At 73.7% G+C, this 15,907-nt stretch carries 11 protein-coding genes; 4 read left to right on the top strand and 7 right to left on the bottom strand.

The genetic code is table 11. From position 1 onward, the window contains the following. Window positions 1–13 precede the first annotated feature (13 nt). Window positions 14–985: a GlxA family transcriptional regulator gene (locus tag KK483_RS32045; RefSeq protein WP_262008703.1), complete on the bottom strand. Its 972-nt coding sequence runs from the start codon at window positions 983–985 to the stop codon at window positions 14–16. 111 nt (window positions 986–1,096) lie between these two features. On the opposite strand from KK483_RS32045, the gene KK483_RS32040 reads away from it, so the two are divergent. Together KK483_RS32040 and KK483_RS32035 are read left to right on the top strand one after the other, a co-directional pair. Continuing rightward, entirely contained in the window at window positions 1,097–1,966 is an 870-nt protein-coding gene (locus KK483_RS32040) for an SCO6745 family protein (RefSeq protein ID WP_262008702.1), read from the top strand. Between the two features lie 218 nt (window positions 1,967–2,184). Beyond that, on the top strand, window positions 2,185–4,584 hold the full coding sequence (locus tag KK483_RS32035; RefSeq protein ID WP_262008701.1) for a Tex family protein: 2,400 nt from the start codon (window positions 2,185–2,187) through the stop codon (window positions 4,582–4,584). Window positions 4,585–4,736: 152 nt separating this feature from the next. Here the strand turns inward: KK483_RS32035 and KK483_RS32030 are convergent, their stop codons facing one another. The 3 genes from KK483_RS32030 to KK483_RS32020 all read right to left on the bottom strand — a co-directional run bounded on the left by KK483_RS32030 (window position 4,737) and on the right by KK483_RS32020 (window position 8,911). Beyond that, complete coding sequence (locus KK483_RS32030; RefSeq protein WP_262008700.1) at window positions 4,737–5,492, bottom strand: 2-phosphosulfolactate phosphatase; 756 nt, start codon at window positions 5,490–5,492, stop codon at window positions 4,737–4,739. Then, window positions 5,489–7,126 (bottom strand): ABC-F family ATP-binding cassette domain-containing protein, encoded by a 1,638-nt coding sequence (locus KK483_RS32025; RefSeq protein WP_262008699.1) that lies wholly within the window; start codon window positions 7,124–7,126, stop codon window positions 5,489–5,491. The genes KK483_RS32030 and KK483_RS32025 overlap by 4 nt, the downstream gene beginning before the upstream one ends. A gap of 762 nt (window positions 7,127–7,888) precedes the next feature. Further along, the gene (locus tag KK483_RS32020) at window positions 7,889–8,911 is read right to left on the bottom strand and encodes an oxidoreductase (protein WP_262009782.1); all 1,023 of its coding nucleotides are present in this window, start codon (window positions 8,909–8,911) and stop codon (window positions 7,889–7,891) included. Between the two features lie 78 nt (window positions 8,912–8,989). Between KK483_RS32020 and KK483_RS32015 the strand changes: the two genes are divergently transcribed. After that, entirely contained in the window at window positions 8,990–10,006 is a 1,017-nt protein-coding gene (locus KK483_RS32015; RefSeq protein ID WP_262008698.1) for an FAD-dependent oxidoreductase, read from the top strand. A gap of 125 nt (window positions 10,007–10,131) precedes the next feature. On the opposite strand, the gene KK483_RS32010 is transcribed toward KK483_RS32015, so the two are convergent. Both KK483_RS32010 and KK483_RS32005 read right to left on the bottom strand, forming a co-directional pair. Continuing rightward, entirely contained in the window at window positions 10,132–11,877 is a 1,746-nt protein-coding gene (locus KK483_RS32010; protein ID WP_262009781.1) for a BCCT family transporter, read from the bottom strand. A 118-nt stretch (window positions 11,878–11,995) separates the two neighbouring features. Beyond that, complete coding sequence (locus KK483_RS32005; protein WP_262008697.1) at window positions 11,996–13,348, bottom strand: M14 family metallocarboxypeptidase; 1,353 nt, start codon at window positions 13,346–13,348, stop codon at window positions 11,996–11,998. 305 nt (window positions 13,349–13,653) lie between these two features. On the opposite strand from KK483_RS32005, the gene KK483_RS32000 reads away from it, so the two are divergent. Next, window positions 13,654–14,838, top strand: a complete 1,185-nt coding sequence (locus KK483_RS32000; protein WP_399015539.1) for a LacI family DNA-binding transcriptional regulator — start codon at window positions 13,654–13,656, stop codon at window positions 14,836–14,838. Here the strand turns inward: KK483_RS32000 and KK483_RS31995 are convergent. Beyond that, entirely contained in the window at window positions 14,801–15,793 is a 993-nt protein-coding gene (locus KK483_RS31995) for an oxygenase MpaB family protein (protein WP_262008696.1), read from the bottom strand. The genes KK483_RS32000 and KK483_RS31995 overlap by 38 nt on opposite strands. Window positions 15,794–15,907: the final 114 nt, after the last annotated feature.

Genomic DNA, 15,907 nt, shown 5'->3' with positions numbered 1-15,907 from the left:
TCGTCGGACGGGGTCATCGGGCGGTGAGAGGTGCGTGGAAGCGGCGGCGGTACTCGGCGGGCGCCGCGCCCAGGGCCTTCGTGAACGCCCGGCGCATCGCCTCGGGCGTGCCGTAGCCGCAGGCGCGGGAGATCTCCTCGACGCCGTCGCCGGTGTCCTCCAGGAGCCGCCGGGCGTGTTCGAGACGGACCCGGTCGACGTAGCGGCCGGGGGTCATCCCGGTCTCGGCGCGGAAGGCGCGGGCGAACTGACGGGGTGAGAGCCGGGCGCGGGCGGCCAGCGCCTCGACCGAGAGGTCGCCGTCCGGGTGCTCGGTGATGTACTGCTGCACCTCGCGCAGCGGCTCGCGCTGTGCGGTCTGGGCGGCGAGCTGGGCACTGAACTGAGCCTGGTTGCCGGGGCGGCGCAGGAAGACGACCAGATGGCGGGCGATGACCAGGGCGGTCTCGCGGCCCATGTCCTCCTCGACGAGGGCGAGGGCGAGGTCGATGCCCGCGGTGACCCCGGCCGAGGTGGCGAGCCTGCCGTCCCGTACGAAGATCGGGTCGGGGTCGACATGCACCTCGGGGTGGTTGCGGGCAAGCTGGGCGCAGACGGACCAGTGGCTGGTCACGCGGTGTCCGTCGAGCAGCCCGGCCTCGGCCAGGAGCAGGGCGCCGGTGCAGACGGAGACGAGGCGTTCGGCGCGCGGGGCGTGGGCGCGCAGCCAGTCGACGAGCGCCGGGTCGGGGCGGCGCGTGCCCTGGCCGCCGGGGACGATCAGGGTGTGCGGGGGCGCGGCCTCGTACGCGTCCAGCGTCCCGTCCGGTACGAGCGTCAGTCCGCTGGACGTGCGGACCGGCCCGCGGAGCGAGGCGGTGCGGATGCCGTACGTGAACGGCGGCGACGGGCGCTTGTTGGCTCCGGCGAACACCTCGACGGGCCCGGTCACGTCCAGGCTCTGCACGTCGTCGAAGAGGACGACGAGCACGGATCGCTTCTCCATGCCTCCATGCTCCGGCCGCCGGAGGCATGACCGCAATGACGAGTACCCCACCTTTCCTGCCATCGTCGCCCTGCACTTCCCGCCATACCGACCAGTCAGTAAGGTGCCTGCATGACTTCGCTCCCGCCTCGCGCCGGCCGCCGCTGCTTCGGCGTGCTCAACCCGCTGCACTCCACGCACTACTTCTCGCCCGACTTCGAGGCCGCGTTCGCCGAGATCGGCCTCGACGACAGGGACGCCTCACGCCTGGCGGGGCGCAGCGCGGCGCTGGGCGCCGTCGGGCCGGGCGTGGTGGCGGCCACGTTCTACAACTACAACTACGACCTGATCGCCCGCCACTTCCCGGCGGTCTGGGAGAAGGCGTCGCCCGAGGACGTGCGCACGGCCCGGCTGCGGGCCGTGGACGCGACGCTGCGCAGGCTCCTCGGCGCGGAGGCGGTGGCCTCGGAGGAGATGGCCGAGGCGGCCCGGCTCGCGCTGCGCGCCACCGAGGCGTGCACCCGCCACGCCCGGCCGCTGTACGCGGCGCACGCGGATCTGCCCGTGCCCGACGAGCCGCATCTCGCCTACTGGCACGCGGCGACCCTGCTGCGCGAGCACCGCGGCGACGGCCATCTGACCGCGCTGCTGTCGGCCGGTCTCGACCCGCTGGAGGCCCTCGTCAGCCACACCGCGACCGGCAAGGGCATGGCGCCCCGCTGGGTCCTCGGCACCCGCGGCTGGCGGCGCGCCGACTGGGACGCGGCGGCGGACCGGCTGCGCGGGCGCGGACTGCTCGCCGGGGACGCGGAGTTGACGCTGACGGAGGAGGGCGCCGCGCTGCGGGCGGAGGTCGAGGAGGCCACGGACCGGCTCGACCTGGCCCCGTACGAGCACCTCGGCGCGGCGGGTGTCGAACGGCTCACCGAGCTGGGCCGGGGCTTCCTGCTGACGGCGGTCGCTGCCGGGGCGTTCCCCGCGGACCTGAACGGCAAGGGCTGACGCGCGGGCCCGACGCGGGAGGGGGTGCGCGACACGGCGTAGGGCCACCCGGCAGAATGCAGGCGTAGGGCATGCCGTTCGGATCGGCCCGGCAGTGATCAGCGGCTGCGGCCGCGGGGCGCGCCGGGGCACGCGAGCCCGGCAGGATCCGAAAGACATGGCCTAGGGGCCCCCGGGCCCCCAAGCACAGCCAGCAGCAGAAGGCGAGTCGGGGAACCGTGACGACGACCATCGAAGGCAGGATCGCCGAGGAGCTCGGCGTACGCGAGCGGCAGGTGAAGGCGGCCGTCGAGCTGCTGGACGGCGGGTCGACCGTGCCGTTCATCGCCCGCTACCGCAAGGAAGCGACCGAGATGCTCGACGACGCGCAGCTGCGCACGCTCGAGGAGCGGCTGCGCTATCTGCGGGAGCTCGAGGAGCGGCGGACCGCGATCCTGGAGTCCGTGCGCGAGCAGGGCAAGCTCACGGACGAGCTGGAGGCGCAGCTCAGGGCCGCCGACACCAAGGCGCGCCTGGAGGACATCTACCTGCCCTTCAAGCCCAAGCGGCGCACCAAGGCGCAGATCGCCCGCGAGGCCGGTCTGGAGCCGCTCGCCGAGGGCCTGCTCGGCGACGCGTCGGTCGATCCGCTCGCGGCCGCGGCGGCCTTCGTCGACGCGGACAAGGGGGTCGCGGACCCGGCGGCCGCTCTGGAGGGCGCCCGGGCGATCCTCACCGAGCGCTTCTCCGAGGACGCGGACCTGATCGGCGAGCTGCGCGAGCGGATGTGGACGCGGGGCAGGCTCGCGGCGAAGGTGCGCGAGGGCAAGGGCGACGCCAAGGAGGGGCCGGGCGCGAAGTTCGCCGACTACTTCGACTTCGCGGAGCCGTTCACCGAGCTTCCGTCGCACCGGGTGCTGGCGATGCTGCGGGGCGAGAAGGAGGAGGTCCTCGACCTGACCCTGGAGCCCGAGGAGCCGTCCGACGTGCCCGGTCCCTCGACGTACGAGGGCATGATCGCCCGTCGTTTCGACGTCGCCGACCGCGGCCGGCCGGCCGACAAGTGGCTGACCGACACGGTGCGCTGGGCCTGGCGGACCCGGATCCTCGTCCACCTCGGGATCGATCTGCGGCTGCGGCTGCGCACGGCGGCCGAGGACGAGGCGGTCCGGGTCTTCGCGGCGAACCTGCGCGATCTGCTGCTCGCCGCCCCGGCAGGCACGCGCGCGACGCTCGGCCTCGACCCCGGCTTCCGCACGGGCGTGAAGGTCGCCGTCGTCGACGCGACCGGCAAGGTCGTCGCCACCGACACGATCTATCCGCACGTCCCCGCGAACAAGTGGGACGAGTCGCTGGCGAAGCTGGCGCGGCTCGCCAAGGAGCACGCGGTCGACCTCGTCGCCATCGGCAACGGCACGGCGTCGCGCGAGACGGACAAGCTGGCCGGTGAGCTGATCACCAGGCACCCGGAGCTGAAGCTCACCAAGGTGATGGTGTCCGAGGCGGGCGCGTCGGTGTACTCGGCCTCCGCGTTCGCCTCGCAGGAGCTGCCGGAGCTCGATGTGTCGCTGCGCGGCGCGGTGTCGATCGCACGGCGCCTCCAGGACCCGCTCGCCGAACTGGTCAAGATCGACCCGAAGTCGATCGGCGTCGGCCAGTACCAGCACGACCTGTCCGAGGTGAAGCTGTCGCGCTCGCTCGACGCGGTCGTCGAGGACTGCGTGAACGGCGTCGGCGTCGACGTCAACACCGCCTCCGCGCCGCTCCTTTCGCGCGTGTCCGGCATCGGCGCCGGACTCGCCGAGAACATCGTGGCGCACCGTGACGCCAACGGCCCCTTCCGGTCGCGCAAGTCCCTGAAGGACGTGGCGCGGCTCGGCCCGAAGGCGTACGAGCAGTGCGCGGGCTTCCTCCGCATCCGCGGCGGCGACGACCCGCTCGACGCGTCGAGCGTGCACCCCGAGGCGTACCCGGTGGTGCGGTCGATGGTGAAGCGGACGGGCAGCGAGGTGGCGTCGCTGATCGGCAACACGGCAGTGCTGCGGTCGCTGCGGCCGGACGACTTCGTGGACGAGACCTTCGGTCTGCCGACCGTGACGGACATCCTGCGCGAGCTGGAGAAGCCGGGCCGCGACCCGCGGCCCGCGTTCAAGACGGCGACCTTCAAGGACGGCGTCGAGAAGATCTCGGACCTGGCGTCCGGGATGGTGCTGGAGGGCGTCGTCACGAACGTGGCCGCGTTCGGCGCGTTCGTGGACATCGGCGTCCACCAGGACGGGCTCGTCCACGTCTCGGCGATGTCGCGCACCTTCGTGAAGGACCCGAGGGACGTGGTGAAGCCCGGCGACGTCGTCAAGGTGAAGGTCCTCGACATCGACATCCCCCGCAAGCGGATCTCGCTGACGCTGCGGCTGGACGACGACGCGGCGGCGGGGCCGGCGGCGCAGGCCCGCGGCGGACAGGGCGGACAAGGGGGCCAGGGCGGACAGGGCGGCCGCCCTCCGAAGCAGCGCCGTCCCGCCGCCGCCCGCGGCGGCGCCCCCCGCCAGGCGCCGGCCCCGGCCAACAGCGCCATGGCCGACGCCCTGCGCAAGGCGGGCCTGCTCGACCCGAACGAGGGCGGCGGCCGGCGCCGCTGACCCGGCACGGCCTCCTGCCGTGTCCCCCATCGCCGGACGGGCTCAGAACGAGCCCCTCCGGCGATGGAGGAGCGAGGGCTGGGACGAGCCCCTCCGGCGATGGAGGAGCGAGGGCTGGGACGGGGCCCGAGCGGCTCAGAGGCCCGAGAGGCTCAAGGCGCGGCCGTGAACGCGCCGTCCGTCAGCACCGGAACCGCCTTCGAGCCGTTCAGCTCCGCCGCGATGTCCACATCCTCGGCGAACCCCCCGTGCGCGCCCTGCGTCAGCTCCCGCCCCGAGTGGCAGCGGTGCAGCATCGTCGCCGGGTCCGCCGTCGTGTCCCAGACCGCGGCGGCCGCCGCGGCCTCCGGACTCGGGTGGGTGGCGCCGAGGTCGCCGAGGTCGCGGCGCATGGAGATCACGGCGCCCGCGCCCAGCTGATCCTCCAGGGCCGGGCGCAGGGAGCCGTCGGGCCACTGCTCGCCGGCGGCGACGACGGCCAGCGGGCGGTCGGGGGTGCCGTACTCCTGGGTCGTGAGCCATTGGGCGACGGCGCGGGCGTTCCGCAGGGAGGCCGCGACGACCGTCACCCCCAGGCCGGCGGCCTCGGCGGCGATCGCCGATCCGTTCGGCGAGGGCAGGACGAGGCGCGGTGTGAAGGGGGCGCGGCGCAGCGCCGCAGGTGAGAGGGACCAGGGCGTGCCGGCGCCGACCTCGCGGCGCCCGACGGCGAGGGCGGCGCCGACCCTGGCGGCGTACTCCTCGGCGCTCGCGTCCCGCCACCGGTACGGGAAGACGCGCGTACCCGCGTCCACGGCCACGCTCACCGCCGTCGTGAAGGACAGGACGTCAACGACCACCAGGCAGGACACATGCGGAGCGACGTGCCGCGCCCCGGCCGCCCCCCACTCGAAGCGGATACCGGTCATGCCTCGGTCACCTTCCCGTCCGCCACCTCGATCCGCCGCGTCGTGCGGACCGCGTCCAGCATCCGCCGGTCGTGCGTGACCAGCAACAGTGTGCCGCCGTAGGAGCCGAGCGCCGACTCCAGCTGCTCGATCGCCGGGAGGTCGAGGTGGTTGGTCGGCTCGTCGAGGACGAGGAGGTTGACCCCGCGGCCCTGGAGGAGGGCGAGCGCGGCGCGCGTCCGTTCGCCCGGGGAGAGCGTCACCGCCGGGCGCAGCACATGGTCGGCCTTGAGGCCGAACTTGGCGAGCAGGGTGCGGACTTCGGCGGGTTCGGTGTCCGGAACGGCCGCGCAGAAGGCGTCCAGCAGCGACTCGGTGCCGTGGAAGAGCTTGCGCGCCTGGTCGACCTCGCCCACGACCACGCCGGAGCCGAGCGCCGCATGGCCCGAGTCGAGCGGGAGGCGGCCGAGAAGCGCGGCCAGCAGCGTGGACTTGCCGGAGCCGTTGGCGCCGGTGATGGCGATCCGGTCCGCCCAGTCGATCTGGAGCGACACCGGGCCGAAGCGGAAGTCGCCCCGCCGCACCTCCGCCTCGCGCAGGGTGGCGACCACCGAGCCGGAGCGCGGCGCCGCGGCGATCTCCATCCGCAGCTCCCACTCCTTGCGCGGCTCGTCCACGGCGTCGAGGCGCTCGATCATCCGCTGGGTCTGGCGGGCCTTCGCGGCCTGCTTCTCGCTCGCCTCGCTGCGGAACTTGCGGCCGATCTTGTCGTTGTCACTGGCCTTGCGCCGTGCGTTCTTGACGCCCTTGTCCATCCAGGAGCGCTGCATCTGGGCGCGGCCTTCGAGGGCGGCCTTCTTGTCGGCGTACTCCTCGTAGTCCTCGCGCGCGTGCCGGCGGGCGGTCTCCCGCTCCTCCAGGTAGCCCTCGTAGCCGCCGCCGAACAGCGTGATCTGCTGTTGGGCGAGGTCGAGTTCGAGCACCTTCGTGACGGTGCGGGTGAGGAACTCGCGGTCGTGGCTGACGACGACCGTGCCGGCGCGCAGGCCCTGGACGAACGTCTCCAGCCGTTCCAGACCGTCGAGATCGAGGTCGTTGGTCGGCTCGTCGAGGAGGAAGACGTCGTAGCGGGAGAGGAGGAGCGACGCCAGCCCGGCGCGGGCTGCCTGGCCGCCGGAGAGCGAGGTCATCGGCTGGTCGAGGCCGACGGTGAGGCCGAGCGAGCCGGCGACCTCGTCGGCGCGCTCGTCGAGGTCGGCGCCGCCGAGCGCGAGCCAGCGCTCCAGGCTCACGGCGTACGCGTCGTCGGCGCCCGGCGCGCCGTCGACGAGGCCCTGCGTGGCCTCGTCCATCGCGGCCTGCGCGGCGTCGACGCCGGTGCGGCGGGCCAGGAACCGGCGCACGGTCTCGCCGTCACGCCGCTCCGGTTCCTGCGGCAGGTGGCCGACGGTGGCGGTGGGCGGGGAGAGCCGCAGCGCACCGCGTCCCGGCGTGTCGAGCCCCGCGAGCAGCCGGAGCAGGGTGGACTTCCCGGCTCCGTTCGCCCCGACGAGGCCGATGACGTCGCCGGGCGCGACGACGAGGTCGAGCCCGGAGAAGAGCGAGCGGTCGCCGTGTCCGGCGGCGAGGTCCTTGGCGACGAGGGTTGCAGTCATCAGGGGGTCGATCCTAGGTCAGAGTCGCGGGACGCGGTCAGCGGAGCCCGGTGCGCCGGTGGAGGGCGAGCGGTCCCGGCGACGGCTACGTTCGGAGCGGGCCGGTGCCGCGGCGTGGAGGTGTGTTCATGGCCGAGGACCATGACCGCTGCATGTCGACGCAGCCGACGCCCACGATCCGTACACCGCGCGCTCCCGCGCGCTTCCGCTGCCCGGTCGGTCTGTCGGCCGGCCGCCGGCCCAGCGGCTCACCGGTCCCGTGCGTGCGCAGCGGCTTGCGCAGCGTGTTTTCGCGCGCCGGCGTCTCGGGCACCACGGGGAAGCGCGGCACGGGCCAGGCAGACGCGGGCCACGGGTGCGGGCCCCGTCGCAGGCACGGGGCCACGGGTGCAGGCCGCGTCGCAGGCACGGGGCCACGGGTGCAGGCCACGGGTGCGGGCCGCCGGTGCAAGCCGCGTCGCAGGCACGGGCCACGGGTGCAGCCCCCGTCGCAGGCACGGACCACGGGTGCAGCCCCCGTCACAGGCACGGACCACGGGTGCAGGCCACGGATGCGGGCCGCCGGTGCAAGCCGCGTCGCAGGCACGGGTGCCGAGGTCGGCCCCGTGCAACGGCCACAGGGGGGCCGCACGGAGGTGGCTCCAGCACGAGTGGGGCCGGGTCCGCGCGCACGGCGCGGTCCGCCGGGGTACGCGGACGGATCGCCGGTCCGTTCCTCCGTGCGCCGCTCATCGGCGCGGGGAGGCGGACCTCCCGTGCGGCTCATCGCACCACGGGTGCGACCAGCACGCCCCCCATGGCGCGCGCCACGACGAAGGATCGCCACTTCACCGCCTGCGCGGCCAGCGGAATCCGGTGGGTGCCCGGCTCCAGGACACCGTCGAAGACGTCCTGGGTGCGGGTCCGCCGGAGGCGGTCGACGCGGTAGGTGACGAGCCGGACGCGGCAGGTGGAGGCGACGGTCACCTCCGCCTCGTCACCGTCGGCCGTGAGGCCGGTCAGCCGGCGCCGTTCCGACGGGCTCCGGTCCAGGGCGTGTTCGACCTGGGCGACCAGGAGCGGAACGACGGGGGCGAGGCCCTCCACGTAGGCGGCGTCGACCCCGGCCGCGGCGAACGCCGCCCGTACGGCGGCCCGTTCGGGCTCGCCGGCCGTGCGGCCGAAGGCGACGGCGCCGTACGTGCCGAGCTCCTCGGCCGGAACCGTGCCGACGTCGTCGGTGATCTCCGCGCCGATGCCGATGGTGCGCAGTGCGGCCGCGAGCCTGGCGAGGCCGGCCACACGGGCGCCGATGAGCAGGACGCGGCGGCGCGGGCGGGACGCCTCGGCGTCGAGGAGCCGTTCGAGCTCCGCCCGGTACTCGGCGGCGCGGAAGCGGAACGGGCCTATTTCGTGGTAGCCGTTGAGCTCCAGGTCGGCGGTCTCGGCCGTCTGCCAGGCGAAGTCCCGCCAGACGACGGCGTCCCCGTCGCGCTCGATGACCGCGGTGACGGCGCCGCAGTCGAGCCCTTCGCACTCAGGACAGCCGTAGATCACATAACGCCCGTCCGGCAGCGGTGCGTCGGCCTCCAGCAGCAGGCCGCGCACCTGGTGGGTGAAGATCGCGGGCGGGATGTCGGAGGCGAGCGGCGATACGGCGTCGAGGTCGGAGAGCTGGAACAGGAGCGGCCGGCCGTCGACGACGAAGTCGATGAAGTCCCGGTGGACCTGGTAGCCACCGTCGGCGAGGACTCCCCCGGCCCGCATCGCCGGCGCCAGCCCGAAGGTCGCGTACCCGGCAGGCATGTCTGCAGACATGTCTGGAGTATCCCCACTCGCGACGCGGCGTGCGCACGGCATTACCGAATGGGCTACGGTCCGGCCATGAGCGGTGACATGGGCGGTCACACGGGTGGTCACACGGGCGGTCGCAGCGGCGATGTGATCGTGGTGGGAAGCGGGGTCATCGGTCTGACGACCGCGGTGGTGCTGGCCGGCCGGGGCCACCGGGTGCGCGTGTGGACGCGCGAGCCGGCCGCGGAGACGACGTCGGCGGTGGCGGGAGCGTTGTGGTGGCCCTACCGGATCGAGCCCGAGGCTCTGGTCGGCGCGTGGTCGCTGACGTCGCTGCGGGTGTACGGGGAGCTGGCGGCGAGGCCCGGGGAGACGGGGGTGCGGCTGGTTCCCGGGGTGGAGGCGGGGTCCCGCCTCGGCGAGCTGGGCGCCTGGGCGCGGCAGGTGCCGGGGCTGCGGGAGCTGGGGCCGGACGAGGTGCCGGGCGGTTACGGCTACGGGCTCGCGGCGCGGCTTCCGCTGATCGACATGCCAGTGCATCTGGCGTGGCTGCGGGGGCGGTTGGAGGCGGCGGGCGGGACGGTGGAGTCCCGGGAGGTGGGCTCGCTCGACGAGGCGGTGGCCGAAGCGGGCACCGGGTCCGCGGCCGGCGCGGTGGTGAACTGCACGGGGCTGGGGGCGCGTGACCTCGTACCCGACCCGGACGTGGTCCCCGTGCGGGGGCAGTTGGTGCTCGTCGAGAACCCCGGGATCGGGTCGTGGTTCGCGGCGGCGGACAAGGCGTCGAGCACGTCCACGTACTTCTTCCCGCAGCCCGGGCGGCTGGTGCTGGGCGGCACCGCCGAGGAGGGCGACCGGTCGCCGGAGGCCGACCCGGCGACGGCCGCGGCGATCGTCGAGCGCTGTGCGCGGATCCGCCCGGAGATCGCGGACGCCCGGGTGCTCGGGCACCGGGTGGGGCTGCGGCCGGTGCGGGTGGGCGGCGTACGGCTGGAGCGGGAGCGGGAGCCGGGCGGGGCGCGGCTGCTGCACAACTACGGGCACGGGGGTGCCGGGGTGACGGTTTCGTGGGGGTGCGCGTACGCGGTGGCGTCGTTGCTGGCGTGACGGCACCGCGTCACGCTGATGAGGTGACGGCCCCGCCGCACTGATGAGGTGACGGCCCCGCGTCGCCACCGGCGTGACGGCCCTGCCGCCCGGCCCCTCTCGCGGATCGGACCGGACCCGCGCGTTCAGGCGTCCCCTGCGGCGTCCGGGCCGGTCCCGGGCTCGCCTCCCCCGTCCGTACCGGCCCCCCGTTCCGGTGTCGTGCCCTTCTCCTCCACCGGTCCGGGTCCGATACGGATCTCGAAGGCACCCGCGTACTTCTCGTGGCCCGCGATCACGGCCTCCTCCACGGCCTCCTCGGCGAGCTCGGTGCGGACGATCAGCGGGTCCCGGCGCAGGTCCCGCATGAGGGACAGGCACATACCGACCATCACCAGCACGAACGGGGCGGCGACCAGGATCGTCAGGTGCTGCAGACCGGCGAGCGCATCGCCCTTGCCCTCGCCGACGAGCAGCATCACGGCCGCCACCGCACCGGTCACCACGCCCCAGAAGACGACGACGAGCCGAGCCGGTTCGAAGGTGCCCTTCTGTGACAGCGTGCCCATCACGATCGAGGCGGCGTCCGCCCCGGAGACGAAGAAGATGGCGACGAGGATCATGACCACGATGCTCGTCACGCCCGCGACCGGGAACTGCTGGAGCACGCCGAACAACTGCCCCTCGGGCGTCGACTCGGCCCCGAGCCGTCCCTCTTCCTGGAGCTTCATCGCCGTGCCGCCGAAGATGGCGAACCAGATCAGACTGACGGTGCTCGGCACCAGGATCACCCCGCCGATGAACTGACGGATCGTCCGGCCGCGGCTGATGCGGGCGATGAACATGCCGACGAACGGCGTCCAGGAGATCCACCAGGCCCAGTAGAAGACCGTCCAGCTGCTCAGCCAGTCGGCGACCTCCGTGCCCCCGGTCGACGCCTCGGTACGCCCGGCGAGCTGCGGCAGGTCGCCGATGTAGGCCGCGATCGAGGTCGGCACCAGATCGAGCACGAGAATGGTCGGTCCGACGACGAAGACGAAGAGGGCGAGCGCCACGGCCAGCACCATGTTGATGTTGGACAGCCACTGGATGCCCCGCTCGACCCCGGAGACGGCAGAGAAGACGAACGCCGCCGTCAGGACGGCGATGATGGCGACCAGAAGGCCGGTACCGGCCTTCGCCAGCCAGCCCAGTTCCCCGAATCCACTGCCGATCTGCAGGGCGCCGAGGCCGAGCGAGGTGGCGGATCCGAAGAGCGTGGCGAAGATCGCGAGGACGTCGATCACCCTGCCCGGCACGCCGTCGGCGTGCCGCTTGCCGATCAGCGGCTCGAAGACGGCGCTGATGGTCTGCCGCCTGCGGCGCCGGAAGGTGCTGTACGCGATGGCGAGGCCGACCACCGCGTAGATCGCCCAGGGATGCAGGGTCCAGTGGAAGAGCGTGGTGGCCATGGCGGTCTGCATGGCATCGGCCGCGTCGGCGGGGTCGGTCCCGGGCGGCGGGCTGGTGAAGTGCGCGAGCGGCTCGCTGACGCCGTAGAACATCAGGCCGATGCCCATGCCCGCGCTGAACATCATCGCGACCCAGGAGACGGTACGGAACTCGGGTTCCTCGTGCTCCTGGCCGAGCTCGATCCTGCCGTAGCGGCTGATGGCGATCCAGAGGGCGAAGACGACGAAGCCGGAAGCGGCCAGGACGAACGCCCAGCCGCCGATGTGCATCAGACCGTTCAGCAACGTGTCGGAGACGCTCTCCAGGGACTTGGTGGCGAGTGATCCCCAGATCACGAAGGCGAGGGTGAGGACGGCCGTCACGCCGAACACCGCGCGGTCGGTCACGGGCGGCCTGTCCTCGTGCGGGTGGCGCCCCGGAAGGGCCGCCGTCACGGGCAGTCGCCGTCGCTGCCTCGGGCTCTGTTCGTCGTGCGACAAGGGGTACCTTTCACGAAATTCGTGGAACTGATCTCGCTCCCAGGTACCCCCTACCACACCGGCGCCGCCCCGCCCGGGATCAACAGGCGGCGACCGGCTCTCCCGCCACGAGGTGGTACGCGGCGCGTCCGTCCAGCAGCAGCGGAACCAGGGCCCGCTGGGACTGCCGCAGCGGTACGAAGGCGGCTCCGCCCCCGGCCGCCTTCACGTGCACACCGTGCAGGGCGAGCTCGTCCCGCACATCCGCGTACTGGCCGGCCGTGAGCCGGTAGCCGCAGGGCGGGTCCTGAAGGATCTCCTCGGGAGCCGCCGGGTCGTTGTCGGCGCCCGCGAGGTACACCGGTCCACGATCGGCGATCCCCTTGAGCCGGGCGGCCGTGGTGGCGGCCTCTATCCGGCCGCGCCGCTCGTCGACGAAGCCGAAGGCGCCGTCCAGGGCGGCGAGTTGGGAGGCCACCCGGCGCCGGTTGTTCAGGGCCGGGTCGTGCTGCTCGGCATCGGTCACGGGGTCGACGCGGGTCTCGACGAGGAGGCCGACCGAGTGCTTGATGCCGGCGGTGTTGCGCAGGATCCGCTCCTGGCCGTCGCCCGCGACCTGCTTGACGGGTTCGCCGGTGACGGGGTCCGTCCAGATGCCGTAGGTGCCGCTGCTGAATCCGGCCTCATGGGCGGCCGGGCGCACATGAGCCTCGGAGAGGGTGTGCGCCTCCTGGTGCACCTTCGGGTCGGCGTTGAGGTTGCGCGGCCAGAGGGAGAGCAGGTCCTTGTCGTAGTAGCCCGGCGTCGCGCCGTACTCGTGCAGGTCGTAGACGACGTCCGGACGCTGGTCGCGGATGACGGCGGCGAGGGCGCGGCCCTCGGCGGTCGCGAGGGCGATGTGGTCGCGGTTGATGTCGACGCCGTCCGCGTTGCCGCGGGTGTCGGCGGCCCGGCCGTCGGGGTTGGCGGTGGGCACGACGAGCACGGTCGTACGGTCCAGGAAGCGGCGGGTCTTCGCGTCCCCGGCCTGCGCGAGGTCGCGGATCGTGGTGAGACACGCCTCCCGGCCCGAGGGCTCGTCGCCGTGCTGACTGCAGATCAGCAGCATGGTGCCGGCGGTGGGCCGCTCGCCGCCGATGCGTACGAGGTGGAGGGGGCGGCCCTGGCCGGTCGTGCCGATGGTGCGCAGCGACACCCGGTCGCTCGCCCGGTCGACAGCGGCGAGGAACCGCCATTCCGCGGGCTGGCCGGTCCAGCGCTCACCGCCGGAACGCTCGAATTCGGTCTCCGGCAGGGAGGGTGCCGGCACCCTGGCATCGGGGGTGGTCGGCGCGTGCGCAACGGAGGTCGTCGCCGCCTGGACGGGCGCGCTCACCAGCGGTGCGGTGAGCGCGGCGGCACAGGCGGCGAGGGCAAGGACGCTGGGGCGGCTGTACCGCGCACGTATCGGCATGCGGGGAAGGTACTCCGGTCAACTCCCCTGCGGCAGAGGGCATGCACCGTGACGGATGTCGGCCGAATGGCATTCGTGTGACAGCAGGAGCCATGGACATGGCTCCGGACGGAAGGCGTGAACAGGGCGGGCCGGGGCCGGGGCCGGGGACACAAGCAGGACCATGAGCACGGCCACGACCAGGGCCGGGGCGCTGGCCGCCCGCCGTGTCGTGCGGCGCCGCCTGCCGGGTCCCGGCGGCGGCGCCTGCGGATACCCTCGTGTGATTGCGGTTCACGGTCCGACGCGCCGACGAGGAGCATCCGTTGTCCGATCCGACCACTGGAGCCCGGCCCACGCTGGAGGCCGTCGCCGCCCGCGCCGGGGTCTCGCGGGCGACGGTCTCGCGCGTCGTCAACGGCGGTGCGGGGGTCCGCGCGCCGCTGGCGGACCGGGTGCGCCAGGCGGTGGCGGAGCTCGGCTACGTACCGAACCACGCGGCGCGGTCGCTGGTCACCCGGCGCAACGGCGCGGTGGCGGTGATCATCGCCGAGCCGGAGTTCCGGATCTTCTCCGACCCGTTCTTCGAGCGGCAGGTGCGCGGCATCAGCCGGGAACTGGCGGCCCACGACTCGCAGTTGGTGCTGCTGTGGGTGGAGGGCGTGGACGACCACGACCGGATCGCCCGCTACCTCGGCGGCGGGCACGTAGACGGGGCGCTCGCCTTCTCGCTGCACGACAGCGGCGAACTGCCCGCCATCGTCCGGGAGTCAGGGGTGCCCACGGTCTTCGGCGGCCGTCCGGGGCCCGGCTCGGGACCCCGCTCCGGGCCCGTGGTGCCGTACGTCGACTGCGACAACCGCGGGGGCGCGGCCGAGGCGGTGCGCCATCTCGTGGCGCTCGGCAGGACCAGGATCGCGCACATCGCGGGGCCGCGCGACCAGACCTCCGCGCTGGACCGGGTGGACGGCTACCGGGAGGCGCTGGGCGGGGCGGCGGGCCGAGGGCTGATCGCCCAGGGGGCCTTCACCGCGGAGAGCGGGGCGCGGGCCATGGCGGAGCTGCTGGAGCGGCGGCCGGACCTGGACGCGGTGTTCGCCGCGAACGATCTGATGGCGTCGGGCGCGCTGCGGGTGCTGCGGGAGCGGGGCCTGCGGGTGCCGGAGGACGTCGCGCTCGTCGGTTTCGACGACATGACGTCGATCGCCGAGGCCACCGATCCCCCGCTGACGACGGTCCGTCAGGACATCGAGGGCAACGGGCGGCTGATGGTGCGGCTGCTGATGCGTGTGATCGACGAGGACTCGCATCAGCGGGACACGGCCGGGGACGACGGACGGGACAGCGCCGAGGACACAGGGCAGAGCACCGGGCAGAGCTCTGGGCCGGACACCGGGCAGAGCACCGAGGTGGACACAGAGGTGGACATCTGTCCGGACATCCGGCAGGACTCCGGTGCCTGGACGTCGGTGGTCACCCCGACGACGCTCGTACGCCGCGCCTCGGCGTGAGCCGCCGCCACTTCCCGGTCGTACCCGGCGCACCTGGCGCACCTGGCGCACTCGTTGCACCCGTCGCACCCGTCGCACCCGGCGCACCCGTCGCACCCGGCGCGTCATTCCGCCGGGCCGCCCTGCGCGCCGCGCCGGCGGGCGGCAGATAGCGCAGCCGCTCCGGCAGCAGCGGCACCATGGTCGCCGCGACGCGCCCGAACCGCCGCAGTCGCCGCTCCTGCCGGTCCGTCCACGGCAGGCCGATCGCCGCCCGTGCGTCGGGCGGCATCAGCCCGATGGTGAGGAAGCGCCGGAAGCGCGCGAACGGCGGCAGGAGCAGCGGCCAGCAAACGCGCAGCAGTAGCCGCAGCGGCAGCGGCCCGGTTGCCGGTGGCGGCAACGGCCGGTCGGTGGCGATGAGTTCCCGGACGACATCGTTCGCTTCCAGTTCCTCGTCGAGCACCTTGCGGTAGTACGGCCAGAACTCCTCGATCGTCTGCGGCATGTCCCGGTCGTTGATGCCGAGGACACGGCCGACCCGCAGCCACTCCGCGTAGAGCTGCCGCTCCTGGGTGCCGGTGAGCGGGCGGCGGTAGAGGCAGCCGATGCCGTGGCGGTAGACGGGGAATCCGGTGGCGTGGACCCAGGCGTAGTACTCGGGGGTGAGTGCGTGGTAGGCGCGGCCGCGGGTGTCGGTGCCCTGGATGGTGCGGTGCAGCTGCCGCAGCCTGCGTCCTTCCTCGGCGGACGCGTCGCCGCCGTACACCCAGGTCAGCAGCGAGCGCACCGAACGCTCGCCGCGGCCCCACGGGTCCGTGCGGAAGACGGAGTACTGGTCGACACCGGCGCCGACGGCCGGGTGCGCGACCTGCATGGTGAGCGCGGCGGGCAGCATCAGCAGGGCGCGGATGTCCCCGGCGACGCTCCACAGCACGCCGCCGGGCGGCGGCGGTGCGGGATCCTGCGTGCTCATGGGGCGCTCCCACGGTCTGCGGACGTACGGGCGATCGGGGACGTACGGCGGTGCCGGCCTCCACGATCCAGTATGCGATCAGCCCGTGGCCAGGGCCCTGTCGGTTCGGATCCC

The organism is Streptomyces sp. FIT100, from assembly GCF_024584805.1.
GTDB lineage: Bacteria > Actinomycetota > Actinomycetes > Streptomycetales > Streptomycetaceae > Streptomyces.
Note: the sequence above shows the minus strand (reverse complement) of the source record. Positions and strands in the feature narration are given on the sequence as shown.